Origin of the sequence: Arenimonas composti TR7-09 = DSM 18010 (genome assembly GCF_000426365.1) — a bacterium.
Classification (GTDB): Bacteria; Pseudomonadota; Gammaproteobacteria; order Xanthomonadales; family Xanthomonadaceae; genus Arenimonas; species Arenimonas composti.
Genome location: NZ_AUFF01000001.1, coordinates 874237 through 900531, shown reverse-complemented (window position 1 = coordinate 900531; position 26295 = coordinate 874237). Strand labels below are relative to the sequence as shown.

Genomic DNA, 26295 nt, shown 5'->3' with positions numbered 1-26295 from the left:
CGTTCCCTCCCGGAAAAACAGGTTCAAGGCGTGAGGATGATCTTGCCGGGGCGGGCGTTGCTGGCGGCGGCCTGGACGGCATCGCGGATCTGTTCCAGCGGGTAGGTGGCCGCGACCCGGGCGCGCAGCTGGCCGCCGGCGATCAGGGTCGCGACCCGGGTCATGACCTCGCGCTGGCGTTCGGGCGTCGCCTGGCGGAACCACTTCGCCAGCCAGAAGCCGCGCAGCACGATGTCGCGGAACACGAACCAGCGCGGCGAGATCATGCAGCGCTCGCCGCTCATCGCGCCGTAGTTGACGAGGGTGCCGCCCTCGACCAGGCAGCGCGCGAGGTTCTCGGTGGACAGGCCGCCGACGCAGTCGATCGCCAGCTTGACCGGCACCTCGCCGACCAGCTCGCGTACGCGCCGCGGCAGGTCCTCGGCGTCGACGACCGCATGTTCGCCGCCGTCGGCGCGGACGTCGGCGATCGCCGACTCGCGGCGGACGACATTGATCAGGTTCAGGCCCTTCACCTTCGCCAGCTGCGCGACGTAGCCGCCGACCGCCGAGTTGGCGCCGTTCTGGATGACCCAGTCGCCGGGCTGCAGGTCGACGATGTCCTCGAGCAGCAACAGCGCGGTCGGCGGGTTCACCGCCAGCATCGCCAGCTGCACCGGGTCGCCCTCGGGCAGCGGCAGCAGGTGCGCGGCCGGGGCGTCGAGCTGGCTGCGCCAGGTGCCGCCGCCGACCGGCAGCAGCACCAGGCGGCCGACCGCGGGGCCGCTGGCGCCTTCGCCGAGTGCGAGCACGCGGCCGACGCCTTCGTTGCCGCCGATCGCCGGCAGCGGCGGCAGCATGCCGTACTCGCCGGTGATCGTGAGCACGTCGGACGGGTTGATCGGTGCCGCCAGCACCTGCACGCGGGCGTGTCCGGGGGCGAGGGCGCCGGCCTCGAAGGGCATCGCCGCGATCAGTTCGTGCGGGTTCGGCCCGCGCTCGCCGTATTGCGCCATCAGCAATGCCATGTCAGTTCTCCGCGGCCTTCAGCCAGGTGGTCCGCCACGAGGCGCCGGTTTCGCCGAGCGCCTGCGCCAGCGGTTTCAGCGCCGGGTCGATCGCCTTCTCGATCTGCCACGGCGGGTTCAGCAGCAGCATGCCACTGCCGTTCATGCGCAGCGGTGAATCGTCCGGGCGCACCAGCAGTTCGAAGGCCACCGCCGACTTCACCGGCAGCGCCGCCGCCTTGCGGAAGAACGGCATCAGCGTCGCGCGGCGCTTGATGGGGTACCAGATCGCGAACACCGCCTGGGGGAATTTGCCCAGGGCCGCGCGCACACCGGCGAGCAGGGTCGCGAACTCGGCGTCCTGCGCCTCGTAGGGCGGGTCGACCAGGACCAGGGCGCGGCCCAGGCGCTGGCCGCCGTCGCGGGGCGGCAGCAGGGCAGCGAGGGCGGCGTAGCCGTCGCGCTGGTGCACGTGGCAGCGCGGGTCGCCGGCGAGCACCGCCTTCAGCGCCGTCGCCTCCTCGGGCAGCAGTTCGCAGGCGGCGAGGCGGTCCTGGTCGCGCAGGGCATCGGCCACCAGCAGTGGCGAGCCGGGATAGCTGCCGGGTTCGAGCGACTGCACCGCGGCGACCGCCTCGAGATAGCGCCGCACGGCCGCGGGCGCGGCGCCGGGCGGCATCGCGGCCTGCAGGCGGACGATGCCGGCCTCGGCTTCGCCGGTGCGTCCAGCCTGGTCGCTGCCGAGGTCGTAGCGGCCGCGGCCGGCGTGGGTGTCGAGCACGAAGATCCCGGCGTCCTTGCGCTGCAGGGCGTCGAGCACGGCCAGCAGCACGACGTGCTTGAGCACGTCCGCGTGGTTGCCGGCGTGGAAGGCGTGGCGGTAGTTCATCGCGGGGGTCAGATCCCTTTTTCCCCGACCATTCTTCCAGCTTGGCGAGTGAATCGGGGGAAAAAGGGCTCTGACCCCGGTTTCCCCTCACTCCACCGCCGGAACCAGAACCGGGGTCGGAGTACTTTTCCGCCCGCGAGCGCGCGATGTCTGGAAGAATCGGCGGCGGAGAAATACTCCGACCCCATCAGGAATCCGGACCCGTGCGCATCCTCCGCTGGACCCTCGCCTTCGCCTTCCTGGCCGCCCTCGGACTGGCCCTGCACACCGCCTACCTGCGGCCGCTGAAGATCGAGTGGTTCTTCGAGCGCGTCTTCATCGAATACGCCCTCGATGACCCGGAGCTGCTCAGCTCGCTCGGCCTGCTGCCGGCCTGGGCGAACTGGTCGAACGACGAACTCACCGACCGCAGCCCCGAGCAGATGCGGCGGCTGCAGGCCAAGCTGCGCGACGACCTGGCGACCCTGCGCGCCTACGACCGCGCGAGCCTCGACGAGGGCACGCAGCTGTCCTACGACGTGCTCGAGTACTTCCTGCAGGTGCAGGCCGACGGCGAGCGCTTCGCCCTGCACGATTACCCGCTGAACCAGCTGTTCGGCATCCAGAACGGCTTCCCGACCTTCATGGCGACCGAGCACCGCGTCGCCGGCGCCGGCGATGCCCGCGATTACGTCGCCCGCCTGCGCAAGGCGCCGCAGCTCGTGCACCAGGTCCTGCGCGGACTCGCCGAACGCGAGGCCGCCGGCATCGTGCCGCCGACCTTCGTCGTCGAGAAGGTGCTCGCCGAGATGCAGGCCTTCGTCGCCACGCCGGCGAAGGAGAACGTGCTGTACACCGCCTTCGCCGGGAAGCTGGCGACGCTGCCGGCCGGCGAACTCGACGCCGACGCCGCGAACGCCCTGCTGGCCGAGGCCGAGGCGGCGATCACCGGCGACGTCTACCCGGCGTTCGCGAGGTGGATCGACTACTACGCGGCCCTGCTGCCGAAGACCACCGGCAACCACGGTGTCTGGGCGCTGCCCGACGGCGGCGCCTACTACGCCTGGGCGGTGCGCCTGCACACCAGCACCGACATGACGCCGGCGCAGATCCACCAGATGGGTCTCGACGAAGTCGCGCGCATCGAGGCGCAGATGCACGCGATCCTGGTCGGCGAGGGTCTCGAGGAAGGCTCGATCGGCGAGCGCGTGCAGCTGATCGCCCGCCGCCCCGACCAGCTGTACCCGGACACCGACGAAGGCCGCGCGCAGATCATCGCCGACTTCAGCGCGATCATCGCCGACATCGACGGCGGCCTCGGCGACGTCTTCAACGTGCGGCCGCAGGCCGGCGTGCGCGTCGAGCGCGTGCCGGCGTTCCGCGAGAAGACCGCGCCGGGCGCCTACTACAGCACCCCGGCGATGGACGGCTCGCGGCCGGGCGTGTTCTACATCAACCTGCGCAACACCGCCGAAGTCGCCCGCTTCGGCATGCGCACGCTGGCCTATCACGAGGCGATTCCCGGCCATCATTTCCAGTCGACGATCCAGCAGGAACTCACCGGCGTACCGACGTTCCGCAAGGTGCTGCCGTTCACCGCGTTCTCGGAGGGCTGGGGTCTGTACGCCGAGCGCCTGGCCTGGGAGATCGGCTACCAGCAGCATCCGCTCGACGACCTCGGCCGCCTGCAGGCGGAGATGTTCCGCGCCGTGCGCCTGGTGGTCGACACCGGCCTGCACGACAAGCGCTGGACGCGCGAGCAGGCGATCGCCTACATGCTCGAGAAGACCGGCATGCCGGAAACCGACGTCGTCGCCGAAATCGAGCGCTACCTCGTCATGCCGGGGCAGGCGCTGGCCTACAAGGTGGGCATGAACCGCATCCTCGAGCTGCGCGAGAAGGCGCGTGCGGCGCTGGGGCCGAAGTTCGACATCCGCGAGTTCCACGACCTGGTGCTGACCGGCGGCGACCTGCCGCTGGCGTTGCTGGAACGCCGTGTAGACGCCTGGATCGGCCGCAAGGCCGCCGAGTGATTAGATCGCCCGGATCGTGAGCCGGCGCCCGATCGCGGCGAGGTGCTCGCGTTCGGAGTCGAGGTCGGACCGGGTCAGCGGATTGGCCTCGAGCCATTTCTTCGGCAGCCGCAGCGTCGCTGCCGGCCCGGGCCCGAGCTCGACGAGCAGCGGCGGCAGCGGGCGGTCGCTGTGGCTGCGGTGCAGCAGCACCGACAGCCGCAGCAGCAGCGCGCAGCGCAGCGTCCCCGGGATCAGGCGGTCGGGCAGCTTGTCGAGGCTGCCCTGGTGGATGTTGCGGCGGTGGTTGCGCACCAGCGCGGCCAGCTGCTGCTGCTCGGTGCGCGAGAAGCCGGCGATGTCGGAGTGCTCGAGGATGTAGGCGCCGTGCTTCTGGTACTGGCTGTGCGCGATCGTCAGGCCGAGTTCGTGCACGCGCGCGGCCCAGGCCAGCAGCCGGCGGTCGGCGGCGTCGAGCTGCAGCTCGCCGTGGACCTGGTCGAACAGCGCGAGTGCGGTCGCCTCGACGCGGGCGGCGTGCGCGCGGTCGATCGCGTAGCGGTCGCAGAGCGCGTCGATCGAGGCGTCGCGCGGGTCGGTGGCCTGCGCGCGGCCGAGGATGTCGAACAGCACGCCCTCCCGCAGTGCGTAGTCGCTGGCGTACATGCGTTCGATCCCGAGTTCGGCGAACGCCGCGTCGAGCACCAGCACGCCACCGGCGAAGATGTTGCGGCGGTCTTCCGACAGTCCCGGCAGGTCGATCGCGTCGACGCGCTCGCAGGCGAGCACGCGTTCGCGGATCTCCGCGAGGCTCTCCGCCGACACCGAGGTCTTGGTCAGCTTCAGCGCCACCGAGACGTCGGTGATCGCCTTGATCGTGCCCGACGACCCCATCGCGTCGTGCCAGCCGCGCTCGCGGTAGGCCCGCGAGAACTGCCGCATCTCGGCGGTCAGCTCGATGCGCGCGGCGTTCCAGCGCCGGCGCGTCAGCCGGCCGTCGGGGAAGAAGCGGCGGGTCGAGGCGATCGAGCCCATCTGCAGGCTCTCGCGTTCGATCGGCGCGAAGCCGCTGCCGATGATGAATTCGGTCGAGCCGCCGCCGATGTCCATCACCAGCCGGCGCTTGCCGGCCTCCGGCGGATTGCCGTTGGCGACGCCCAGGTAGATCAGGCGCGCCTCCTCGCGGCCGGCGACGATCTCGATGCCGTGCCCGAGCGCGGTTTCGGCCGGCACCAGGAACTGGTGCGGACGCGCCATCGCGCGCACCGAATAGGTGGCGATCGCGCGCACGCGCTGCGGCGGGATGCTGCGGATGCGCTCGCCGAACTTGCCCAGCGCCTCGAGCGCGCGCGGCATCACCTGCGGATCGAGGCCGCCGGCCTCGTCCAGGCCGTCGGCCAGGCGCACGGTTTCCTTGATGCGGTCGACGATGCGCAGCTGCCCGAGCAGGTACTTCGCGACGACCATGTGGAAGCTGTTCGATCCGAGATCGATCGCCGCCAGCAGGTCACCATCGGCCAGCGGCACTTCCGGTGCAGTCGCCATCGGTCACCCGCAGTGTTTGGCCAGGAGCGCGCCCTGGGCAGAGTAGGGCATTCCGCCGTCGGCGGGCATCGCGCGCACGTAGCGGCCGTCCGCCTGCAGGTCCCAGGCGCCCTGGTTGTCGGCGAGGTAGCTGGCCAGCGCCTCGTCGTGCACGCGCGCGGCCAGCTGTGGATCGCGGATCGGGAAGCAGATCTCGACCCGGCGCAGCAGGTTGCGCTCCATCCAGTCGGCGCTCGAGCAGAACAGTTCGGGTTCGCCGGCGTTGGCGAACCAGTAGACGCGGCTGTGCTCGAGGAAGCGGCCGATCACCGAGCGCACCGTGATGTTCTCGGAGACGCCGCTCACGCCGGGGCGCAGGCAGCAGGCGCCGCGCACGATCAGCTCGATGCGCGCGCCGGCCTGCGAGGCCTCGTAGAGCGCGCGGATCACCGCCGGTTCGGTCAGCGCGTTCATGCGCGCGACGATGTGTCCGCCGCGGCCGGCGCGCGCGTGCCCGGCCTCGCGGGCGATGCGCGCCAGCACGCCGGCGTGCAGCGTGAAGGGCGCCTGCAGCAGCCGGCGCAGGCGGATCGCCGGCGCCAGTCCCGACAGCTGCTGGAAGACGTCGTGCACGTCGGCGGTGATGTCGGGGTCGGCGGTGATCAGGCCGAGGTCGGTGTAGGCGCGGGCGGTGCCGGCGTGGTAGTTGCCGGTACCCAGGTGCACATAGCGCTGCAGCTTGCGACCCTCACGGCGCACGATCAGCATCATCTTCGCGTGCGTCTTGTAGCCGACGACGCCGTACATCACCTGTACGCCGGCTTCCTGCAGGCGGTCGGCGAGGCGGATGTTCGCCTCCTCGTCGAAGCGGGCGCGCAGTTCGACGACCACCGTGACGTCCTTGCCGTTGCGCGCCGCCGTCACCAGGTGATCGATGATCCGGCTGTCCTTGCTCGTGCGGTACAGCGTCTGCTTGATCGCCAGCACGTCGGGGTCGTGGGCGGCGACGTTCAGCAGGTCGATCACCGTCTGGAAGCCTTGGTAGGGATGGTGCAGCAGCACGTCGCTTTCGCGGATCGCCGCGAACGGCGCGTCCTCGTCGAGCGACACCTGCTTCGGCACGAACGGCGGGAATTTCAGCTCCGGGCGGTCGACGAGGTCGTAGACCTGGATCGCGCGGTTGAGGTTCACCGGCCCGTTGATGCGGTAGACGGCGCTGGCGGTCAGGCCGAAGTTCTGCAGCAGGATGTCGACGATCGTGCGCGGGCAGTTCTCGGCGATCTCCAGCCGCACCGCCGGCCGGAAGCCGCGGCTCGCGAGTTCGTCCTTCAGTGCGCTGGCGAGGTTCTCGACCTCGTCCTCGTCGACCACCAGCTCGGAGTTGCGGGTCACGCGGAACTGGTAGGCCCCCTTGACCTTCAGGCCGGTGAACAGGTCGTCGACGAAGGCGGTGAGCACCGCCGACAGGAACACGAAGTCGTGCGGGCCGCCGGAGACCTCCGGCGGGATGTGGATGATCCGCGGCAGCGAGCGCGGCGCCCGCACGATCGCCATGCCGCCGTTGCGGCCGAACGCGTCGCGGCCCTCGAGCACGACGACGACATTGAGCGACTTGTTGAGGATGCGCGGGAACGGATGCACCGGGTCGAGCCCGAGCGGCGACAGCACCGGCAGCAGCTCGTCCTGGAAATACTGGTGCAGCCAGCGCCGCTGCTTCGCGTTCCAGCCGTCGCGCGGCAGGATGCGGATGCCGGCGGCCGCCAGCTGCGGACGCAGTTCCTCGTTCCAGCAGTCGTACTGCGCGTCGACCAGCTCGCGCGCCTGCCGGTGGATCAGTTCGAGCGCCTTCGCCGGCGGCACCCCGTCCGGCGCCGGCGTGCCGCCGAACTGCATCGCCGTGCGCACCGTCGCCGCGCGGATCTCGAAGAACTCGTCGAGGTTGCTGCAGCTGATGCACAGGTAGCGCAACCGTTCCAGCAGCGGCACCTGCGGGTCCTGCGCCTGCGCCAGCACCCGCCGGTTGAATTCCAGCTGCGACAGCTCGCGGTTGAGGTACAGCTCCGGCGCGTGCAGGTCGGGATGGCTGGTGTCGTCGGGGGCGGGCGTGCCGTCGGGAGTCATGGCGTCATCTTAGGGCGAGTAACGAGTGCAGAGGAACGAGCAACGAATGTAGGAGCGGCTTCAGCCGCGATCCCTCCCCACCCGCTCGAAGCGCGACCGCGCCGAAGGCGCAGGTCCTGACGCATTGCTCGTTACTCTCCACTCGTTACTCTCCACTCGTTACTCTCCACTCGCTACCCGCCCCACCACCCGCCCCCGGCCGAAGTGGCAGGAGAACACGCTGCCGCGCCCGGCTTCCGAGGCGATCTCCAGGCGGGCGCCGTGCAGGCCCAGGACATGCTTGACGATCGCCAGGCCGAGGCCGGTACCACCCGATTCGCGCGAGCGGCTGGTGGATACGCGGTAGAAGCGCTCGGTGAGTCGCGGAAGGTGTTCCGCGGGAATGCCGGGTCCGGTGTCGGCGACCGCCAGCTGCAGGCCGCCGTCGTCGTCGCGGGTCGTGTGGATCGTCACGGTGCCACCGGTGGGGGTGTAGCGCACCGCGTTCGCGACCAGGTTGGAGAAGGCGCTGTGCAGGTCCTTCGCCGAGCCGAGCAGGTCGGCCCCGGCGCCGTCGTCGATCACGATCGTGTGGCGCCCGCGGCTGAGCGCCTCGGCCTCACCACGCAGGCTATCCAGCAACGGCGCCAGCGGAACCGGTTCCTCCGGCAGCTCGTCCTGCGCCTCCAGCCGCGACAGCGTCAGCAGGTCCTCGACCAGGCGTGCCATCCGCTCCGACTGCCGGCGCATCTCGAGCACCATCGGCGCCAGTTCCGGGTGCGCTTCCGGCTCGATCAGATCGAGGTAGCCGTGCACGACCGTCAGCGGCGTCCGCAGTTCGTGCGAGACGTTGGCGACGAAGTCGCGACGCACCTGCTCCAGCCGGGTCAGCCGGGTCACGTCGCGCACGACGACCAGCCACTGGGTCGGCGAATAATCGATCAGGCGCAGGCTGAGCCGGCGTCCGGGATCGTCGGGGGCCGGCACGTCGGCGAACACGTCGTCCGGCCGGCCGGCCGCGAGCCACGTGGCGACGCGCGGGCTGTCGGCGAACACGTCGGCGAGCCGCTTCCCGAGGCTCTGCGGATAGCGCAGGCCGACCAGCCCCCGCGCGGCCTTGTTGAACCAGACCAGGTCGCCGCTGCGACGGCCGACGACGAGGGCCCCGTCCGGCATCGCCGTCGCCGCCTGCCGGTAGGCGCGCAGCAGGCCGACGAGGCGGCGGCTGCGCTGGCGATTCTCGGTCTGGCGGCGGTGGATCAGGGTCTCCAGCGCCGCCCACAGGCCCTGGCCGTCGACAGTGCGCAATTGCCGCCGCCAGTCGAGGAAGCGCAGCACCCGGTAAAGCCGCCAGTAGCCGCGCGCCGCGAGCACGGCGACGGCGATGCCCAGCGCCCACCACGGCTTCCCGAGGGCCAGCCCGACCGCCAGCGCCGCGGCGAAATAGACCGTCAGCCGGATCGCCGACTGCCGCCAGGCCAGCTGCAGCAGCAGCGACAGCCGCATTCAGCCCACCGCCGCCGAGAAGCGGTAACCGCTGCCGCGCACCGTCTGCACCATCGCATCCAGGCCGGACGGCTCCAGCGCCTTGCGCAATCGGCGGATGTGCACGTCGACCGTGCGTTCCTCGACGTAGACGTTGCCGCCCCAGACCAGGTCGAGCAGCTGGGCGCGGCTGTAGACGCGGTCCACGTGCGTCATGAAGAAGTGCAGCAGCCGGTATTCGCTGGGTCCGAGATGCAGCGCCTCGCCGGCGGCGAACACCCGGTGCGCGGCGCCGTCGATGCGCAGGTCGCCGACCGCGACCGAACCATCGGCGTCGTCGTCGCGGCTGCGCCGCAGTACCGCACGGATGCGTGCCAGCAGCTCGCGTGCCGAGAAGGGTTTGACCACGTAGTCGTCGACGCCGGCCTCGAGGCCGCCGACACGGTCGTTCTCCTCGCCGCGGGCGGTCAGCATGATGATCGGGATGTCGCGGGTCAGGGTGTCGCGGCGCCAGCGCCGGGCCAGTTCCAGGCCGCTGGTGCCGGGCAGCATCCAGTCGAGCAGGATCAGGTCGGGCACCCGCTCGGCGATCGCCGCGGCCGCTTCGGCGCCGTCGCCGGCATGCACCGGCACGAAGTCGCCCTTGCGCAGCGCGAAGGCCACCATGTCGCGGATCGCGGGTTCGTCGTCGACGATCAGGATGCGCTTCTGCATGTCACCGGTTCGTTCGGGGTCCGGCGGCATTGGATGACATTCCGGTTACGGTTCGATGACAGCGCTCAGGGGCCGTCCGGTCGCTGCTCGTGCGCCTCGATGCCCTGGCGCTGCATTTCCAGCACCACCGGGGTGATCGCGGCGATGCGCGCCTCGATGCGGGCGCGCTGGTAATAGCTCAGGTCCTCACGGTCCTTCAGCGCCGCCAGCTGGTTCAGCGCGTCGACCGCGCGGCCGTTGAGGTAGGCGGTTTCGGCGTAGGCCTCGCCGGCACGCACCAGGTCGCCGGCGAGTTCGCTGGCGCGGGCGTAGCCGCGCTGGAAGGTCGGGTCGCGGGCGCTGTCGGCGATCAGCGGGCGCAGCACTTCCTGGGCCCGGCGTCCGGCCTCGGTACCGCCGCGCTCGACCAGGGTCTGCGCATAGCTGAGGCGCACCGCGCGGTTCTCCGGCAAGCGCCGCATCAGCGCCTCGTACAGGCGGTCGGCCGCGGCGGGCGGGCCGGCGAGGGCAGTGGCCTCGGCCTCGGCGAGCTGCAGCCACAGGTCGTCCGGATACGTGCGCAGCAGCGCCTGCAGCGCCTCCAGGGCGGCGCCCGGCTGGCCGGCGCGCATCTGCGCCAGCGCCATGCCGTAGCGCTCGCCGTCGGTGGTCGCGCGGCCGGTGTGGTCAGCGGCCGCGAGTTCGCGGTATTCGCGCAGCGCCGCGGTCGGGCTGCCGGCGCTGAGCACGCGCAGGCGATCGCGGACCCAGCGGAATTCCGGACTGTCGCCGGTGCCGCGGATGCCGCCGTCGAAGCGCAGGTCACCGGGCAGCAGCGGGTTCGCCGGGCCGCGCGGCGCCCCGGTGTGGGCCGGGCCGGCGCCGAGCTGGCCGGCACGCTGGCGCGCCTCGCTGATGCGGGTCGTGGTCACCGGGTGGGTGCGCAGGTATTCCGGCAGCACGTAGCCGCCCATGTTGCTGCGCTGGGCGCGCTGCATGCGCTCGAAGAAGTCCGCCATGCCGGCCGGGTCGTAGCCGGCGCGGGCGAGGGTCTGGATGCCGATGCGGTCGGCTTCCGATTCGTTCGAGCGCGTGTAGTCGATCTGCCGCTGCTGCATCAGCGCCATCGCGCCGGTGATCGCCGCGGCGGTGGCATTGCTCGCCGAATCGTCGCGGCGGCCGCCGCGGATCTCGCCGTCGGAGGCGGCCTGGGCGGCGGCGATCGCGCCGACCATCGCCAGCAGGATCGGGATCTGGTCCTTCTTCGCCCGCTCGACGGCGCGCAGCACATGCCGCTGGCTGACATGGGCGACCTCATGCGCGAGCACGCCGGCGACCTCGGCTTCGCTCTCGGCGGTCAGCACGAGGCCGGAGTTCATGCCGACCAGGCCACCGAGGGTCGCGAACGCGTTGATCTCGCGCTCGCGCAGCATGAAAAAGGTGAAGGACTGCCGCGGCGTGTTACTGGACGCGGCGAGCCGGTAGCCCATCGTCTGCAGCCAGGACTCGACCAGTGGGTCGTCGAGGACCAGGTTCATCCGCCGCAGTTCGTACAGCACGTAGGACGCGTATTCGGCCTCGGTCGCCGGGTCGATCATCTCGGCCGCGGACGAACCGATGTCCGGCAGCCGGCTGTCCTGGGCCCGGGCAGGGGCGAGGACGCAGGCGATCGCGAAGGTCAGCGCGGTGAAGGCGGGCAGCAGGCGCAAGGCGGATTCCCGGAGAGGCGACGCGGCGAGGATAGCCCCGCCGGTCGGGCCGCCGCATGAACCCGCAGTGACGCGGCGGCGCGACCGCGACGGAGCGTTCGCATGCGGGCGGGTGGAATGGGCTCGGCGCGGCCCCCACAATCCTCACCGTCATCGCGCCTGAAGGCGCTCCTACAATCGGGAAAGAGACAGGAACCCCCCCATGCCCCGGATCGTGATGTACACCACCGCCGTCTGCCCCTACTGCGTGGCGGCGAAGAACTTCCTGAAGTCGCGTGGCGCCGAGTGGGAAGAAGTGCGCGTCGACCTCGATTTCGCCCGCCGCCAGGAAATGGTCGACAAGGCCCAGCGCACCTCGGTGCCGCAGATCTTCATCGGCGACACCCACGTCGGCGGCTTCGACGACATGGTCGCGCTCGACCGCGCCGGCGGCCTGAAGCCGCTGCTGGAAGGCAACGCGTGAGCGGCGGCGACGAGGCGGACCGCGTCCGCGCCTTCAGCGAATTCCGCCAGCGCATGAACCAGCGCATCCTGGCCGAGGACAACCAGGTCGTGCGCCGGTTCTTCGCGCTCGACACCCAGACCTACCGCGCCGGCGCGCTCGACGTGAAGACCAAGGAGTTGATGGGCCTGGTCGCGTCGATGGTGCTGCGCTGCGACGACTGCATCAGCTACCACGTCGCCCAGTGCCGCGAGGCCGGGGTGAACCGCGACGAGATGTTCGAGGCGTTCAGCGTCGCCCTCGTCGTCGGCGGCTCGATCGTGATCCCGCACCTGCGGCGGGCTGTGGATTTCCTCGACCGGCTGGAGTCGGGCGTCGTCGGCGCGGCGCCGGCGCACGATCACGGCTGACTCCCGCGCGCCGGCTCACGGCATGGGCACATCGCCGCCGTCAGACTGCCGGCGATGTCCGTCCGTTCCGACAGCCTCGACCTCGCCGTCCACTGGCCCTGGCTCGCCGGCGGCGCATTGTTGGCGCTGCTTATTGGCCTGCTGTCCTGGCACCGCCTGCGCGCGGTCGCGCAGCGGGCGGCCCGCAGCGAACGCCGTGCCGCGCGCATCGCCGCCGTCCTCGCAGTGCCGGCGGCGTTCGGGATTCCGCTGCTGCTGCTCAATCTCGCGCTCGCGGCGGCGCCCTGGCAGGGACGCTGGCTGAGCTTCACCCGCCACGGGCTGGTCGTCGCCCTCGTCGTGGTGCTCGCGTGGACCCTGCTGCGGGCGATCGCCGCGGTCGAGCGCCGGGTGCTGGTGCACTGGTCGATCGCCGCCACCGACAACCTGCACGCCCGGCGCATCCACACCCAGGCGCGGGTGCTGTCGCGCACGCTGATGGTGCTGGTGGTGCTGGTCGCCACCGCCGCTGCCCTGCTCACCGTGCCGGGCATGCGCCAGCTCGGCACCGGCCTGCTGGCGTCGGCCGGTGTCGCCGGGCTCGTCGCCGGCCTGGCCGCGCAGCCGATCCTCGGCAACCTGATCGCCGGCCTGCAGATCGCGATCGCCCAGCCGATCCGCATCGACGACGTGGTCATCGTGCAGGGCGAATGGGGACGGATCGAGGAAATCACCGGCACCTACATCGTCGTCCGCATCTGGGACGAGCGGCGGCTGATCGTGCCGCTGAAGTGGTTCATCGACAATCCGTTCGAGAACTGGACCCGGCGCACATCGGAGATCCTCGGCACGGTGATGCTCTGGCTCGACTACCGCACGCCGCTGGCGCCGGTGCGCGCCGAGTTCGAACGCCTGTGCGCGGCTTCGGACAACTGGGACGGGCGCGTGCGCGTGCTGCAGGTCGTCGAATGCGGGCAGTGGAGCATGCAGGTGCGGCTGCTGGTCAGCGCCGCCGATTCCGGCAAGGCCTTCGGCCTGCGCTGCGAGGTGCGCGAGGGCATCCTGGATTTCCTGCAGGCGCACCACCCGGAATCGCTGCCGGTGCTGCGCACCCGCGCCGAGCGGGTGGACGAAGGCGGCAGTGGACAAGCCCACGACGAGGTCGCCAGCGCCCGTCACGAGGCCGGCTGGCAGCCGCCGGTCGAGGCCGGCAGCACGGCCGCAGCACCTGAACGGACCGTTGCCGGGGACCAGGCGGCGATGCGCGCCGAGCCCGGCGGAAAGCCCGATCTGGCATAATTGCCGGCCTTCGCGGCCGCTTTCCGGCCGCACTCCCCCGGAAGAAAACAATGACCCAGACCATCGCGGTGATCCGTGGCGACGGCATCGGCCCGGAAATCATGGACGCCACCCTGTCGGTGCTCGATCGCCTCGGCGCCGGCCTGTCCTACGACTTCGTCGACGCCGGCCTGACCGCTTACGAGAAGCAGGGCGAACTGCTGCCGGCCGCCACCCTCGAGGCCATCCACCGCCACCGCGTCGCGCTCAAGAGCCCGCTGACGACGCCGGTCGGCGAGGGCTTCAGCTCGATCAACGTCGAGCTGCGCAAGCGCTTCGACCTGTACGCGAACGTGCGCCCGGCGATCAGCTTCCCGAACACGAAGTCGCGCTACGAGAACATCGACCTGATCACCGTCCGCGAGAACACCGAGGGCGCCTACATCGGCGAAGGCCAGAACCTCACCGCCGACGGCGAGACCGCGACGCTGACGCAGAAGATCACCCGCCGCGGCAGCGAGCGCATCGTCCGCTACGCCTTCGACCTCGCGCGCCGTGTCGGCCGCAAGAAGGTCACCGTCGTGCACAAGGCGAACATCCTGAAGTCGACCTCGGGCCTGTTCCTGAAGGTCGCGCGCCAGGTGGCGACCGAGTATCCGGACATCCAGTGCAACGAGATGATCGTCGACAACACCTGCATGCAGCTGGTGATGCGTCCGGAACAGTTCGACGTGATCGTGACGACCAACCTGTTCGGCGACATCATCTCCGACCTCTGCGCCGGTCTCGTCGGCGGCCTGGGCCTGGCCCCGGGCGCGAACATCGGTACCGAAGCCGCGATCTTCGAGGCGGTGCACGGCTCGGCGCCGGACATCGCCGGCAAGGGCATCGCCAACCCGGTGGCGCTGATGCTGGGCGCGATCCAGATGCTGGAGCACCTCGGCCAGGTCGACAACGCCGCGCGCCTGCGCAAGGCGATCATCGACACGATGGCCGCGAAGGACAATCTGACGCCGGACCTCGGCGGCACCGGCACCACGACCTCGTTCGCCGCCGCGATCGCCGCCCGCGCCGCCGGCTGACTCCGCCCGGGCTCCTGCTGTAGGAGCGGCTGTAGGAGCGGCTGTAGGAGCGGCTTCAGCCGCGATGCCCTTCGCCACGATGCCCTTCTCCGCGTTGCCCTCCTGTAGCGCCTCCGCACCGCGCGGAAAGCAACGAAGAAACAGAACGCCGGGATGTTTCCATCCCGGCGTTTTTCATCGCGGCTGAAGCCGCTCCTACAGGGTGCCGGTGGCGGGCGCACGCAGGAACAAGGTCACCAATCCCACCGTATCGATCAGCGCATGCGCCACCACCAGCGGCCACAGCGTGCGCTGGCGCAGGTAGAGCAGGCCGAAGCCGAGGCCGATCGATCCCGACACCAGCATGCCGGTGCGGCCCTGGTAGGCGTGGGCGAGGCCGAACAGCAGCGCCTGCACCAGCACCGCCGCCAGCGCGGCGCCGCGGCCGCCGCCGAACCAGGTGCGGAGGCGCGGCTGCAGGAAGCCGCGGAACAGCAGTTCCTCGCCGAACGCGGCCGTCGTCCACGCGATCGCCAGCATGCCGAGCAGCGCCGGCAGATTGCCGGGCAGCAGCTCGGCGAGCCGGCCCGGCCGCGGCGGCGGCCAGCCCAGCGCCTGGGTGGCGAGCAACACCGCGACCCCGGCGGCGACGTAGCCGATCACCAGCGCCAACCCGGCGGCGAGCGCGGTGTGGCCCGGCGCCGGCCGCGCGAGGCCGAGCCCGGCCAGTGTGAGCCCGGCGCGCCGGCGCCCGGTGAACAGCGTCGCGCAGGCGAGCACGATCGCCAGCGGGCCGGCATACGGAACGCCCAGCAGGGGCAGCAGGACATAGCCGGCGAGGAAGACGGCGGCGACGAGCGGCAGCAGCGGGGTCACGGACAGTCCTTTCGGTGGGGGAGGTGCCCAGACTCGCGGCGGAAAAAGCGAACCGCCATATACTTTTCGCGGCCGTCGCCGCGGCCGTTCCCGGAGCGCGCATGGCCCCGCGCCAGTCCGCCGACGCATCGCCCGCCGACCGCCAGCCGCGCGCGCGGCTGACCCGCGAGCGCATCCTCGCCGCCGCCGAGAGCCTGCTCGCCGAGGGCGGCCAGGACGCCCTGACGATGGAAGAGGTCGCCGAACGCGCGCACGTCTCGGTCGGCGCGATCTACAAGCGCTTCCGCGGCAAGTCGACCCTGCTGCCGCAGGTGCTCGAGCGTGCCCAGCGGCACCAGGCGCAGCGCCTGCGCGACTTCCTCGACGCCCCGCAGTGGCGCGACGCCGGCCTCGGCGCGCGCATCGACGGCCTGCTCGCGGTGTTCGCGCGCACCCAGGTGCAGCAACGGCGGTTGATCCGTGCCCTCGTCGTCGGCCACTGGCAGGCCGAGGACCGCCACGCCAACGACGCCGGTGCCGCGGCGATGATGACGGCGATCCACGCCTGGCTGGCGGAACGCCGCGACGAGATCCGTCACCCGCAACCGGGCCTGGCGCTGTCGCTGGGCCTGTTCGCCGCGCTGCAGTGCCTGCAGACGGCGATCCTGATGGAGCGGTTGCCGCCGACGCTCGCGGTCGAGGACTTCACCGCCGAGATGGCGCGTCAGTTCCGTCGCTATCTGGGCCTGCCCGAACCGGCGCCCGAATGAAGAGGCCCGCGGCGCCGGAGCACCGCGGGCCTCGTGTTTCCGCGACCACGCAGGCCGCGTGGCGATCAGTCGCGCGACTGCAGCTTCATCAGCAGGCGCAGGATCTCGATGTACAGCCAGACCAGGGTCACGGTCAGCCCGAACGCGCCGTACCACTCCATGTACTTCGGCGCGCCGGCCTCGGCGCCGGACTCGATGAAGTCGAAGTCCAGCACCAGGTTCAGCGCCGCGATGATCACCACGAACACGCTGAAGGCGATGCCCATCGCCGAGCCCTCGTGGATGAACGGCATGCCGTCGAAGCCGAACAGGCGCATGCCCATGTTCACGAGGTACAGCAGGGCGATGCCGCCGGTGGCGGCGACGACGCCGAGCTTGAAGTTCTCGGTGGCCTTGATCAGGCCCGACTTGTAGGCCATCAGCAGCGCCGCGAGCACGCCCATCGTCAGGAACACGGCCTGCATCACGATGCCCGGGAACTGCACCTCGGCCCAGACCGAGATGCCGCCGACGAACAGGCCTTCGAGCGCCGCGTAGATCGGCGCGGTGACCGGCGCCCAGGTCTTCTTGAACGCGGTGACGATCGCGAGGATGAAACCACCGATCGCACCGACGACCAGGTAGGGCATCACCGCACCCGGGTTCTCCGGCGCGTACTGCATCCAGGCGAAGGTCGCGGTGGCCACCAGGATCAGCAGCATCAGCCCGGTCTTGTTGACCGTGCCGTTGAGGGTCATCACGTCGCCGCCGCTGACGACGGCGCCACTGCCGACGTCGAGGGCGAAGGTGTTCTGGTTCAGGGCGGGATTGCCGCTGCGCATCGGGACTCTCCGGTTGAAAGCGAATGCCCGGATGCTAGCCGAGCCGGCGCTGTCGGCCAACCGCGGCGGGTTCAGCCGCCGGGCCGGGGCCGCCAGAAATGGTCGAGCACGTCGACCGCGCCGCGCCCGGGCCGGGTCGCGTGGCGAAGGGCACCGTGCACGTATTCGGCCGCCGCCATGCAGGCATTGCCGGGCGACAGGCCGCGGCAGAGGTTCGCGGCGATCGCCGATGCCAGGGTGCAGCCGGTGCCGTGGCCGTTGCGCTCCAGCCGCGGATGGGTGAACACGCGGCGGCCGCGGGCGTCGACGTAGCGGTCGCGCATCGGGCCGTCCTCCGGCAGGTGGCCGCCCTTGAGCAGCACCGCCTTCGGGCCCAGGGCGAGCAGTTCGTCCAGCGCCGCATCGGCGGCGTCGGCGTCGGGGATCGCGTGGCCGAGCAGCAGCTCGGCCTCGGGGATGTTCGGGGTCAGCACCGTCGCCAGCGGCAGCAGGCGGCGGCGCAGCGCGTCCAGCGCGTCCTCGGCGAGCAGGCGGGCGCCGGAGGTCGCGACCATCACCGGGTCGACGACCAGGGGCGGCGCGCCATGCGCCGCGAGGGCATCGGCGACGGAGTCGATGACCTCGGCGCTCGCGAGCATGCCGAGCTTGACCGCGCCGATGTCGAAATCGTCGAAGCAGGCGTCGATCTGCGCGCCCAGGAAATCCAGCGGCGGCACATGCACCGCGGTGACGCCACGGGTGTGCTGGGCGGTCAGCGCGGCCAGCGCGCTCAGGCCGTGCACGGCATGCGCGGCGAAGGTCTTCAGGTCGGCCTGGATGCCGGCGCCGCCACCGGAATCGGAGCCGGCGATGGTCAGGACGGAGCGGGGGTGGTCGACGGTCATGCCTGATCTTCGCCCGGAACGGGGGCCACGAGCGACTCGGCGATGCGCAGGGCCTGGGCGAAGTCCTCGGCGATCCAGACCTCGCCGGCGTGCTCGCGCAGGCCCATCTGCCGGAACACCTTCGCCGGCTGCGGACGCAGCCCGGAGACGATCAGCCGGGTGCCGGCCTTCCGGCAGCGCTGGCGCAGGCGCTTGAGTGCGTGCACGCCGCTGGCGTCGATCATCGGCACCAGGCTCATGCGCAGGATGAACACCTTCGGTTTGACCTGGAACTGGTCGAAGGCCTCGTCGAGGCGGCTGGCGACGCCGAAGAACAGCGGCCCGTCGATGCGGAAGGCCTCGACGCCGGCCGGCAGCCGCGCGCGCTGCTCGGAGTCCTCGGCGACGTCGCCGGCGGGGGGCGGACCATCGCCGCCGCCGAGCTCGACCGCCTCGGCCATGCGGAACATGAAGACGAAGGCGGCCACGACGACGCCGACCTCGATCGCGATCGTCAGGTCGAGGAACACCGTCAGGCCGAAGGTCAGCAGCAGCACCAGGCGGTCGCCCTTCGGCGCCGTCATCGTCAGCCGGAAGTGCTCGATCTCGCTGATGTTCCAGGCCACGACCAGCAGCACCGCCGCCAGCGCCGGCAGCGGCACGTAGCGCATCCACGGCGCCAGCACCAGCATGAAGACCAGCACGAACAGCGCATGCAGCATGCCGGCGAAGGGCGTGCGGCCACCGGCGCGGATGTTGGTGCCGGTGCGGGCGATCGCGCCGGTGGCGGGCAGGCCGCCGAACAATGCCGAGGCGCTGTTGGCGATGCCCTGGGCGACCAGTTCGGCGTTCGAGCGGTGGCGGCGGCCGGTCAGGCCGTCGGCGACCACCGCCGACAACAGCGATTCGACGCCGGCGAGGAAGGCGATGGTGAAGGCGCTCGGCAGCAGCTCGCCGGTGCGGTGGAAGGGGATGTCCGGGAAATCGAAGCCGGGCAGGGCGCGCGGCAGTTCGCCGAAGCGGCTGCCGATCGTGTCCACCGGCAGCGCGAACAGCAGGGTGACGCCGGTGCAGGCCAGCAGGGCGATCAGGAAGCCCGGCCAGTTAGGCCGCCGCCTGCGCAGGAAGACGATCGCGCCGACGCCGAGCACGGTCAGCGCCACCGCCGCCGGATTGGTGGTGGCGATGTGGCCGGCGTAGGCCTGCAGGCGCGGCAGGAACTCCGCCGGCACCGCGCCCATGTCGAGCCCGAGCGCGTCCTTGATCTGGCTGGTGAAGATGCTCACCGCGATGCCGGCGGTGAAGCCGGTGATCACCGGCTGCGGCATGTAGCGCATCAGCGTGCCCAGGCGCAGCAGGCCGGCGGCGATCAGCATCAGGCCGGCGAGCAGGGTGCACAGGATCAGGCCGCCGTAACCGAACTTCTGGATGACGACGAACACCACCGGGATGAAGGCCGCGGTCGGGCCGCCGATCTGCACCCGCGAGCCGCCGAAGGCCGAGATCAGGAAGCCGGCGATGATCGCCGTATGCAGGCCCTTCTCCGGCGCGGTGCCGCTGGCGATCGCCAGCGCCATCGCCAGCGGCAGCGCCACGATCGCGACGGTGAGGCCGGCGAGGGCATCCGCGCGCAGGTCGGCGAGCCGGTAGCCCTCGCGCAGCACGGTGAACAGCTTCGGTTCGATCTGCCGGAGGGTCTCGCGGACGACGTCGTTGGGGACGTTCACGACGGTTCCTTCAGGCGCACGCCGCGGCCGCGGCCCTCGCCGGCCTGGTCATTGCCCAGCAGTTCGACGCCGGCGGCGGCGAGCGCCTCGACGATCCGGCTCAGGGTCTCGACATTGCCGCGCACGTTGCCGGGGCTGGCCTCCATCCGCTGGATCGTCGGGACGGACACCCCGGCCAGCGCGGCGAGGGCCTTCTGGTCGAGCCCGAGCAGGGCCCGGGCGGCACGGAGCTGGGCGGCGGTGATCATGGGCCGGTAGTTTGCCAGACCTCAGCAGGCAGGCTCAAGGACGGTGTTCTGATGTGTGAAACATCATGTAGGAGCGGCTTCAGCCGCGATGCTTTTCTATCCGGAAGCATCGCGGCTGAAGCCGCTCCTACGGAGTGGGTGGGGGGTCAGAGGACCTCGGAGGCGTGGTCGGCCAGGCGCGAGCGCTCGCCACGGCGCAGGGTGATGTGGGCGCTGTGCGCCCAGTGCTTGAAGCGGTCCACGGCGTAGGTGAGGCCGGAGGTGGTCTCCGTCAGGTAGGGCGTGTCGATCTGCTCGACATTGCCCATGCAGATGATCTTGGTGCCCGGGCCGGCGCGGGTGATCAGCGTCTTCATCTGCTTCGGCGTCAGGTTCTGCGCCTCGTCGACGATCACCCAGCGGTTGAGGAAGGTGCGGCCGCGCATGAAGTTCATCGAGCGGATCTTGATGCGCGAAGCCAGCAGTTCATTGGTCGCGCCGCGGCCCCAGCTGCCGTGGTCCTCGGTATGCGTCAGCACCTCGAGGTTGTCGGTCAGCGCGCCCATCCACGGCGTCATCTTCTCCTCCTCGGTGCCGGGCAGGAAGCCGATGTCCTCGCCGACGCTGACCGTCGCGCGGGTCATGATGATCTCGCGGTAGCGCTGCACGTCCATCGTCTGCGTCAGCCCGGCGGCGAGCGCGAGCAGGGTCTTGCCGGTGCCGGCGGTGCCGAGCAGGGTGACGAAGTCGATGTCCGGGTCCATCAGCACGTTGAAGGCGAAGTTCTGTTCGCGGTTGCGCGCGTTGATGCCCCAGACCTGGTGCTGCGGCGCGCGGAAGTCGTCGACGATCTGCAGGATCGCCTTGTCGCCTTCCAGGCGCGCCACGCGCATCTCGACCTCGTCGTCGCCGGGCAGGTAGAGGAACTGGTTCGGGTACCAGCCGTCCTCGTCGCTGCGCTTGACTTCGTAGAAGGTGCGGCCGCGGTCGGTCCAGCTGCGCAGGCTGCCTTCATGCCGCTCCCAGAAATCCCCCGGCAGTTCCGCGGCGCCGGTGAACAGCAGGTTGAAGTCGTCGATCGCGCGGTCGTTCTCGTAGTCCTCGGCCTTGACGCCGGCGATCGAGGCCTTGATGCGAAGGTTGATGTCCTTCGACACCAGCACCACCGGCACGCCGGGGTGGTCGTTCATCAGCTGCAGGATCGACGACAGGATCAGGTTGTCCGGCATCACCTTGCCGAACTTCATGCTGGCGTCCACCGGCTTGAGCTGGAACAGCAGCCGCCCGGCGGCATTGCCCGAGCGCAGCTGCAGGCCCTGCGGATGCACCAGCGGCACGCCGCCGTCGAGTTCGCGGCTGCCGTGCGCCTCGATGATCTCGTTGAGGAAGCGGCTCACCTGGCGCGCGTTGCGGCTCGCCTCGCTGTGCCCCTTCTTGCCGTTGTCCAGCTCCTCCAGGACCATCATCGGGATGAAGACGTCGTGCTCCTCGAACTTGAACAGCGCCGTCGGGTCGTGCATCAGCACGTTGGTATCGAGGACGTAGATGCGCTTGCTGCGGGTCATCGGGACGGTCCTGCGGGGGAGTGGGGTGCTTCGGCAAAGAAAGAATGGAAAGCGGAAAGTTGAAAAATGATGAAAGCGCTCGCGCGGGCTTTCCTATTTCTCATTTTTCCGCCTTCCATCATTTCTTCTTCCCGGCCAACTCGAGCAGCTTCGCCAGAACGTCCTGCGCATGCCCCGGCACGCGCACGCCCCGCCACTCGGCGGCGACGCGGCCCTCGGGATCGATCAGGAAGGTGCTGCGCTCGATGCCGACGTAGTCGCGGCCGTAGAGCTTCTTCGGCTTGATCACGTCGAAGGCGCGGCAGAGCGTCTCGTTGGCGTCGCTGACGAGGTCGAAGGCGAAGCCCTGTTTCGCGCAGAAGTTCTGGTGCGATTTGACGCTGTCGCGCGACACGCCGAGCACGTCGGCGCCGGCCTTGCGGAACTTCGGGTAGAGCCGGTTGAAATCCTGGCCCTCGGTGGTGCAGCCGGGGGTGCTGTCCTTCGGATAGAAGTAGAGCACCAGCCAGAAGCCGCGGTACGCGGCGAGGGTCGTGGCGCCGGCCTTGCCCAGCGTGATCGGCAGGTCGGGGATGCGGTCGCCGGGCTTCACGTAAGGGCGGGCTCCATCAGAACTTCATCGGGTCCATGATCGCGTCGAGATTCAGGTGGTCGCAGAACTCGAGGAAGTCGTCGCGCAGCGCCGCGATGTGCATGTTCGCCGGAATGCCGATCGTGATCTGCGCCGAGAACATGTCGGCGCCGGTCTGCATCGCCCGGTAGCGCGACGAGTGCAGGGATTCGATCGTGATGCCCTGGCGGTCGAAGAAGTCCGCCAGCTGGAACAGGATGCCGGGCTTGTCGGCGGCGACGACCTCGACCACGTAGGGCAGCAGGTTCGACTGCAGCGCCTTCGGGCCGGTGCGGTACCAGACGAGCTTCAGGCCTTCTTCGCGCTCGAGCCGGGTCAGCATCGCCTCGAGCTTGGCCACCGCGTCCCAGGAACCGAGCGCCAGCGCGATCACCGAGACGTCGCGGCCGACGGTGCTCAGGCGGGCGTCGACGAGATTGCAGCCGCTGTCGGAGATGCGCCGGGTGACCGCCAGCAGCGGCGACTGCGGATGCGTGCTGTACGCGCTGATCAGCAGGTGGTTCTCGTTGGCGGTCGGGCGCGCGGCGGAGTCGGTCAAAGCGGTGTTCCGGAAGGCGCGGGGGCGCGTCGAAAGTCGCGGCCAGCATACTTGCCGCCGCTTTCCGGCCGCAAGTAACATCGCCGCCGGTCCTCGCGGGGCTTCACCTTGCATCTTTCCGGTTGCATCACCGCGCTGGCGACGCCGTTCACGGCCGCCGGCAGCATCGATTTCGACGGCTGGGCGCGCCTGCTCGACGCGCAGGTCGCGGCGGGTGTCGACGGCATCGTCGTCGCCGGTTCCACCGGCGAAGCGGCCGCGCTCGACGAACGCGAATACGCCGCGCTGCTGCAGGCCGCGGTCGAACGCGCCGGCGACCATCTGGTGATCCTCGCCGGCACCGGCCAGTCCAATACCGCGAAGACGATCGCCGCCACGCGCCTGGCCCGCGACGGCGGTGCCGATGCCGCACTGGTCGTCACGCCGCCCTATGTGCGCCCGACCCAGGACGGCCTGGTCGCGCATTACGAGGCGGTGGCCGCGCAGGGCGGGCTGCCGGTCGTGCTCTACAACGTGCCGGGGCGCACCGGCTGCGACCTGCTGCCGGAAACGGTCGCCCGCCTGCGCGACAACCCGGGCATCGTCGGCCTGAAGGAAGCCCGCGGCGACGAGGCGCGCTGGAATGCGCTGTACCCGCTGGCCGGCCGCGATTTCGCCCTGCTCAGCGGCGACGACCCGACCTGGGTACGGGCGGTCGCCGGCGGCGGCCAGGGCGTGATCTCGGTCGCCTCGAACGTGGTGCCGGCGACCTTCCGCCGCCTGTGCACGCTGCTGCGCACCGGCGACATCGCCGCGGCACAGGCCCTCGACGCTCGCCTGGGCGAGCTCTACGCCTTCCTCGGCGTCGAGCCGAACCCGATCCCGGTGAAGGCCCTGCTCGCCGCGACCGGCATCGGCCACGGCCTGCGCCTGCCGCTGCTGCCGCTGTCGCCGGCGCATGCCCTCGCGGTGCCCGGCCAGTGCGCCGCGATCGCCGCGCTCGAACACGAGTCGGCCGGAAACCCTTAATCTATGCCGTCCCCCGTCCGCGGTACGTCCGCGGCACCGTCCCCAGCCCGCGGCCCAGGCCGCCGGCGCTCCAGGAGAACCCGATGACCGTTGTCCGTTCCTCCCTTCGCCCGCTGCTGTCCGGCATCGTGGTCGCCGCACTGCTGACGCAGGGTGGCTGCGTCTACCTGCGTGCCAAGTTCGGCAACTCGGCGATCTACGAGGACGCCGTGCAGTCGCGTCCGCTGGAAGTGCCGCCGGGCCTGGATACCCCGTCGACTTCCGGCGCGGCGGTGATCCCGGACGTCGGTCCCGGCGCGGAAGCGGCGGCGGCGGCCGCCGATGCCGAGTTCCGCGCGGCGCAGGCCGCCGGCCGGCCGGCGACGATGGCCGCCCAGGCGGCGGGCGCGGCACCGGTCGCGGCGGTCGACAGCTTCATCCTCGCCGACGGCATCGAGAACGCCTGGCGCCGTGTCGGCATCGCGCTCGGCAAGATCGACGGCGTCAGCGTCGGCGAGAGCTCGCAGCTGCTGCACGGCCACGAAGTGAGCTTCGAGGGCACGACGATGCTGGTGCGCGTCGAGGACCTCGGCGGCCAGAGCCGCGTCGTCGCGCTCGGTGCCGACGGGCAGCCGCTCAGCGGCGGTGCCGCCGCGCGCCTGCTCGGACTGCTGAAGGCACGCCTCGGCTGAGCCGGGCCTGCGCAGGCTGCAATGAGGAAGGCGCCCCGCGGGGCGCCTTCTTCGTTCCGGGGCCCGGTCGCGCGGCGACCGTCAGCGCTTGAGTTCGGGCAGCTTGCCGGTGCGGCCGTCCCACTCGGCGGCGTCGGGCAGCGGGTCCTTGCGGGTCGTGATCACCGGCCATTCCTTCGCCAGCTCGGCGTTCAGGGCGATGAAGTTCTCCTGGCCGGCCGGCACGTCGTCTTCCGGATAGATGGCCTTCGCCGGGCATTCCGGCTCGCACAGCGTGCAGTCGATGCACTCGTCCGGATCGATCACCAGGAAGTTCGGACCCTCGTGGAAACAGTCGACCGGGCACACCTCCACGCAATCGGTGTACTTGCAGCGGATGCAGTTCTCGACGACGACGAAGGGCATGGCGGTTCCGGTGGGTGCGGTGCGACGCGGCGATTCTACCGGAGCGGGTCCGGAAACGAGGAAGGCCCGGCATGGCCGGGCCTTCGAAGATGGCGCTCCCTAGGGGACTCGAACCCCTGTTCCAGCCTTGAGAGGGCCGTGTCCTAGGCCACTAGACGAAGGGAGCGTGTTTGGCGAATGCCAGGACGGGCGCTAGTATAGCCAGCTTCATCGCCGCCGGGAAGCACCGCGGCCACTGCCGCCGCGCAAGGACCCCGCGCCGCAATCGAGCCCATGACGGAAACCCCGACCTCCATCGCCCTCGAGCCGCGCATCGTCGCGCGCGCCGAGCACGGTATTTCCCGCAAGGACATCAGCCCGAACGCGCTGCGCGTGCTCTATCGCCTGCGCGAGGCGGGCTTCCAGGCCTATCTCGTCGGCGGCGCCGTGCGCGACCTGCTGATCGGCCTGCATCCGAAGGACTTCGACGTCGCCACCGACGCGACCCCGGAGCAGGTGCGTGCGCTGTTCCGCAACTGCCGGCTGATCGGCCGCCGCTTCCGCCTGGCGCACGTGGTGTTCGGCCGCGAGATCATCGAGGTCGCGACCTTTCGCGCCAATGCCGCAGGCGACGACGGCGACCGCGAGACCGGCGACGACGGCCGCATCGTCCGCGACAACGTCTACGGCAGCATCGAGGACGACGCGGTGCGCCGCGACTTCACCGCGAACGCGCTGTACTACGCGATCGAGGACTTCAGCGTCCGCGACTACGTCGGCGGCTACGACGACGTGATCGGCCGCACGATGCGCCTGATCGGCGACCCGGTCGAACGCTACCGCGAGGACCCGGTGCGCATGCTGCGCGCGGTCCGGCTGGCGGCCAAGCTCGGCTTCAAGATCTCGGCCGAAGCCGCCGGGCCGATCCCGGAACTCGCGCACCTGTTGTCCGGCGCGCCGCCGGCGCGGCTGTTCGACGAGTGCCTGAAGATGTTCCTGGCCGGCCACGCCGAGAAGAGCTTCCTGCTGCTGGAAGCGCACGGCCTGCTGCCGGCGCTGTTCCCGGAGACCGCGAAGGCGCTGGCGACCAACCGCAGCGGCGCGCTGCGGCGGATGCTGCTGCAGGGCCTGCGCAATACCGACGAGCGCATCGCCGCCGACAAGCCGGTGACGCCGGCCTTCCTGTTCGCGGCGCTGCTGTGGCCGGCGTATTGCCGCGAGCTGGCGGTGATGCAGAAGTCCGGCGTCGACCCTCTGGTCGCGCAGCAGCGCGCCGCCGACCGCGTGACCCTGCACCAGGCCCAGCGCATCGCGCTGCCGCGCCGCTTCTCGCTGCCGATGCAGGAGATCTGGCTGCTGCAGCCGCGTTTCGGCCAGCGCGTGCGCAAGCGGGTCATGCGCCTGCTGTCGCATCCGCGCTTCCGTGCCGCCTTCGATTTCCTCGAACTGCGCGCGAGCGCCACCAGCGAGGTCGCCGAGGACCTGGCGTTCTGGCGCGACGCGCAGAAGCAGGTGCCGGACGAACTGGCCGACCGCCTCGCGCCGAAGACGCCGCCGCGCCACGACATCGACGGCGAGGAAGGCGAGGGCGACACCGCCGGCGACACCGGCCCGCGCAAGCGCCGCCGTCGCCGCCGTCGCAACGGCGCCGCCCCCGGCGGCAACGACGGCAGCGACGCCTGAGCGTG

Annotated in this window: 25 protein-coding genes and 1 tRNA gene; 9 read left to right on the top strand and 17 right to left on the bottom strand. The window is 70.8% G+C overall.

All coding sequences use genetic code 11. The annotated features are described in order from the left end of the window. Nucleotides 1–23: 23 nt before the first annotated feature. Complete coding sequence (locus K311_RS0104095) at nt 24–1007, bottom strand: zinc-dependent alcohol dehydrogenase family protein (RefSeq protein WP_211223621.1); 984 nt, start codon at nt 1005–1007, stop codon at nt 24–26. A 1-nt stretch (nt 1008) separates the two neighbouring features. Then, nucleotides 1009–1875 carry a 23S rRNA (adenine(2030)-N(6))-methyltransferase RlmJ gene (locus K311_RS0104090; RefSeq protein WP_043797347.1) on the bottom strand — a complete coding sequence of 289 codons (867 nt, stop codon included), beginning with the start codon at nt 1873–1875 and terminating at the stop codon, nt 1009–1011. Between the two features lie 203 nt (nt 1876–2078). Here K311_RS0104090 and K311_RS15195 point away from each other — a divergent pair, with 203 nt between their 5' ends. Continuing rightward, nucleotides 2079–3887 carry a DUF885 domain-containing protein gene (locus K311_RS15195; protein WP_051239450.1) on the top strand — a complete coding sequence of 603 codons (1809 nt, stop codon included), beginning with the start codon at nt 2079–2081 and terminating at the stop codon, nt 3885–3887. Here the strand turns inward: K311_RS15195 and K311_RS0104080 are convergent, their stop codons facing one another. From K311_RS0104080 to K311_RS0104060, 5 genes are all read right to left on the bottom strand, one after another. Continuing rightward, nucleotides 3888–5411, bottom strand: a complete 1524-nt coding sequence (locus tag K311_RS0104080; RefSeq protein ID WP_026816265.1) for a Ppx/GppA phosphatase family protein — start codon at nt 5409–5411, stop codon at nt 3888–3890. It lies immediately after the preceding gene. Between the two features lie 3 nt (nt 5412–5414). Next, nucleotides 5415–7511 (bottom strand): polyphosphate kinase 1, encoded by a 2097-nt coding sequence (gene ppk1 / locus K311_RS0104075; RefSeq protein WP_026816264.1) that lies wholly within the window; start codon nt 7509–7511, stop codon nt 5415–5417. A gap of 159 nt (nt 7512–7670) precedes the next feature. Beyond that, nucleotides 7671–8996, bottom strand: coding sequence for a phosphate regulon sensor histidine kinase PhoR (phoR, locus tag K311_RS0104070; protein ID WP_026816263.1), 1326 nt, complete (start codon nt 8994–8996; stop codon nt 7671–7673). Next, on the bottom strand, nt 8997–9689 hold the full coding sequence (gene phoB / locus K311_RS0104065) for a phosphate regulon transcriptional regulator PhoB (protein ID WP_026816262.1): 693 nt from the start codon (nt 9687–9689) through the stop codon (nt 8997–8999). Between the two features lie 65 nt (nt 9690–9754). Next, nucleotides 9755–11377, bottom strand: coding sequence for a M48 family metalloprotease (locus K311_RS0104060; RefSeq protein ID WP_043797349.1), 1623 nt, complete (start codon nt 11375–11377; stop codon nt 9755–9757). Between the two features lie 202 nt (nt 11378–11579). On the opposite strand from K311_RS0104060, the gene grxC reads away from it, so the two are divergent. From grxC to K311_RS0104040, 4 genes are read left to right on the top strand one after another with little or no spacing between them, the layout of a single operon-like run. After that, nucleotides 11580–11840, top strand: a complete 261-nt coding sequence (gene grxC / locus K311_RS0104055; protein ID WP_026816260.1) for a glutaredoxin 3 — start codon at nt 11580–11582, stop codon at nt 11838–11840. After that, nucleotides 11837–12229: a carboxymuconolactone decarboxylase family protein gene (locus K311_RS0104050; protein ID WP_026816259.1), complete on the top strand. Its 393-nt coding sequence runs from the start codon at nt 11837–11839 to the stop codon at nt 12227–12229. Before grxC ends, K311_RS0104050 begins: the two co-directional genes overlap by 4 nt. A gap of 54 nt (nt 12230–12283) precedes the next feature. Then, nucleotides 12284–13507, top strand: coding sequence for a mechanosensitive ion channel family protein (locus K311_RS15190; protein WP_051239449.1), 1224 nt, complete (start codon nt 12284–12286; stop codon nt 13505–13507). A gap of 50 nt (nt 13508–13557) precedes the next feature. Then, nucleotides 13558–14568 (top strand): isocitrate dehydrogenase, encoded by a 1011-nt coding sequence (locus tag K311_RS0104040; RefSeq protein ID WP_026816258.1) that lies wholly within the window; start codon nt 13558–13560, stop codon nt 14566–14568. 195 nt (nt 14569–14763) lie between these two features. On the opposite strand, the gene K311_RS17450 is transcribed toward K311_RS0104040, so the two are convergent. Then, complete coding sequence (locus K311_RS17450; protein WP_051239448.1) at nt 14764–15423, bottom strand: CPBP family intramembrane glutamic endopeptidase; 660 nt, start codon at nt 15421–15423, stop codon at nt 14764–14766. A 101-nt stretch (nt 15424–15524) separates the two neighbouring features. On the opposite strand from K311_RS17450, the gene K311_RS17445 reads away from it, so the two are divergent. Then, nucleotides 15525–16172 carry a TetR/AcrR family transcriptional regulator gene (locus K311_RS17445; protein WP_051239447.1) on the top strand — a complete coding sequence of 216 codons (648 nt, stop codon included), beginning with the start codon at nt 15525–15527 and terminating at the stop codon, nt 16170–16172. Between the two features lie 65 nt (nt 16173–16237). Here the strand turns inward: K311_RS17445 and K311_RS0104025 are convergent, their stop codons facing one another. The 7 genes from K311_RS0104025 to K311_RS0103995 all read right to left on the bottom strand — a co-directional run bounded on the left by K311_RS0104025 (nt 16238) and on the right by K311_RS0103995 (nt 22625). Next, nucleotides 16238–16993, bottom strand: coding sequence for a Bax inhibitor-1/YccA family protein (locus tag K311_RS0104025; protein ID WP_026816257.1), 756 nt, complete (start codon nt 16991–16993; stop codon nt 16238–16240). Between the two features lie 71 nt (nt 16994–17064). Continuing rightward, entirely contained in the window at nt 17065–17877 is an 813-nt protein-coding gene (gene thiD / locus K311_RS0104020) for a bifunctional hydroxymethylpyrimidine kinase/phosphomethylpyrimidine kinase (RefSeq protein WP_026816256.1), read from the bottom strand. Continuing rightward, nucleotides 17874–19583, bottom strand: a complete 1710-nt coding sequence (locus tag K311_RS0104015) for a SulP family inorganic anion transporter (RefSeq protein WP_026816255.1) — start codon at nt 19581–19583, stop codon at nt 17874–17876. Before K311_RS0104015 ends, thiD begins: the two co-directional genes overlap by 4 nt. Then, nucleotides 19580–19831 carry a helix-turn-helix domain-containing protein gene (locus tag K311_RS0104010; protein ID WP_026816254.1) on the bottom strand — a complete coding sequence of 84 codons (252 nt, stop codon included), beginning with the start codon at nt 19829–19831 and terminating at the stop codon, nt 19580–19582. Before K311_RS0104010 ends, K311_RS0104015 begins: the two co-directional genes overlap by 4 nt. A 146-nt stretch (nt 19832–19977) precedes the next feature. Continuing rightward, nucleotides 19978–21375 (bottom strand): PhoH family protein, encoded by a 1398-nt coding sequence (locus K311_RS0104005; protein WP_026816253.1) that lies wholly within the window; start codon nt 21373–21375, stop codon nt 19978–19980. Between the two features lie 118 nt (nt 21376–21493). Next, on the bottom strand, nt 21494–21967 hold the full coding sequence (locus K311_RS0104000) for a peroxiredoxin (protein ID WP_026816252.1): 474 nt from the start codon (nt 21965–21967) through the stop codon (nt 21494–21496). A 16-nt stretch (nt 21968–21983) separates the two neighbouring features. Continuing rightward, nucleotides 21984–22625 (bottom strand): glycine cleavage system transcriptional repressor, encoded by a 642-nt coding sequence (locus K311_RS0103995; protein WP_026816251.1) that lies wholly within the window; start codon nt 22623–22625, stop codon nt 21984–21986. 27 nt (nt 22626–22652) lie between these two features. Between K311_RS0103995 and dapA the strand changes: the two genes are divergently transcribed. Next, on the top strand, nt 22653–23552 hold the full coding sequence (gene dapA / locus K311_RS0103990; protein ID WP_026816250.1) for a 4-hydroxy-tetrahydrodipicolinate synthase: 900 nt from the start codon (nt 22653–22655) through the stop codon (nt 23550–23552). A gap of 83 nt (nt 23553–23635) precedes the next feature. Next, a complete protein-coding gene (locus K311_RS0103985) occupies nt 23636–24223 on the top strand; it encodes a hypothetical protein (RefSeq protein WP_026816249.1) in 588 nt (195 codons plus the stop codon). 81 nt (nt 24224–24304) lie between these two features. Here K311_RS0103985 and fdxA read toward each other — a convergent pair whose 3' ends face one another. Together fdxA and K311_RS0103975 are read right to left on the bottom strand one after the other, a co-directional pair. After that, nucleotides 24305–24628, bottom strand: coding sequence for a ferredoxin FdxA (fdxA, locus tag K311_RS0103980; RefSeq protein ID WP_026816248.1), 324 nt, complete (start codon nt 24626–24628; stop codon nt 24305–24307). 90 nt (nt 24629–24718) lie between these two features. Continuing rightward, a tRNA-Glu gene (locus K311_RS0103975) sits at nt 24719–24794 on the bottom strand. A 107-nt stretch (nt 24795–24901) separates the two neighbouring features. Here K311_RS0103975 and pcnB point away from each other — a divergent pair. Continuing rightward, complete coding sequence (gene pcnB, locus K311_RS15175) at nt 24902–26290, top strand: polynucleotide adenylyltransferase PcnB (protein ID WP_051239446.1); 1389 nt, start codon at nt 24902–24904, stop codon at nt 26288–26290. The last annotated feature ends 5 nt before the right edge of the window (nt 26291–26295 follow it).

Coding starts and splice junctions, on each gene's coding strand:
- K311_RS0104095 (WP_211223621.1), bottom strand. CDS start 1,007: ATGGCATTGCTGATGGCGCAATACGGCGAGCGCGGGCCGAACCCGCAC.
- K311_RS0104090 (WP_043797347.1), bottom strand. CDS start 1,875: ATGAACTACCGCCACGCCTTCCACGCCGGCAACCACGCGGACGTGCTC.
- K311_RS0104080 (WP_026816265.1), bottom strand. CDS start 5,411: ATGGCGACTGCACCGGAAGTGCCGCTGGCCGATGGTGACCTGCTGGCG.
- ppk1 (WP_026816264.1), bottom strand. CDS start 7,511: ATGACTCCCGACGGCACGCCCGCCCCCGACGACACCAGCCATCCCGAC.
- phoR (WP_026816263.1), bottom strand. CDS start 8,996: ATGCGGCTGTCGCTGCTGCTGCAGCTGGCCTGGCGGCAGTCGGCGATC.
- phoB (WP_026816262.1), bottom strand. CDS start 9,689: ATGCAGAAGCGCATCCTGATCGTCGACGACGAACCCGCGATCCGCGAC.
- grxC (WP_026816260.1), top strand. CDS start 11,580: ATGCCCCGGATCGTGATGTACACCACCGCCGTCTGCCCCTACTGCGTG.
- K311_RS15190 (WP_051239449.1), top strand. CDS start 12,284: ATGTCCGTCCGTTCCGACAGCCTCGACCTCGCCGTCCACTGGCCCTGG.
- K311_RS0104040 (WP_026816258.1), top strand. CDS start 13,558: ATGACCCAGACCATCGCGGTGATCCGTGGCGACGGCATCGGCCCGGAA.
- K311_RS17445 (WP_051239447.1), top strand. CDS start 15,525: ATGGCCCCGCGCCAGTCCGCCGACGCATCGCCCGCCGACCGCCAGCCG.
- K311_RS0104025 (WP_026816257.1), bottom strand. CDS start 16,993: ATGCGCAGCGGCAATCCCGCCCTGAACCAGAACACCTTCGCCCTCGAC.
- thiD (WP_026816256.1), bottom strand. CDS start 17,877: ATGACCGTCGACCACCCCCGCTCCGTCCTGACCATCGCCGGCTCCGAT.
- K311_RS0104010 (WP_026816254.1), bottom strand. CDS start 19,831: ATGATCACCGCCGCCCAGCTCCGTGCCGCCCGGGCCCTGCTCGGGCTC.
- K311_RS0104005 (WP_026816253.1), bottom strand. CDS start 21,375: ATGACCCGCAGCAAGCGCATCTACGTCCTCGATACCAACGTGCTGATG.
- K311_RS0103995 (WP_026816251.1), bottom strand. CDS start 22,625: ATGTTACTTGCGGCCGGAAAGCGGCGGCAAGTATGCTGGCCGCGACTT.
- K311_RS0103985 (WP_026816249.1), top strand. CDS start 23,636: ATGACCGTTGTCCGTTCCTCCCTTCGCCCGCTGCTGTCCGGCATCGTG.
- fdxA (WP_026816248.1), bottom strand. CDS start 24,628: ATGCCCTTCGTCGTCGTCGAGAACTGCATCCGCTGCAAGTACACCGAT.
- pcnB (WP_051239446.1), top strand. CDS start 24,902: ATGACGGAAACCCCGACCTCCATCGCCCTCGAGCCGCGCATCGTCGCG.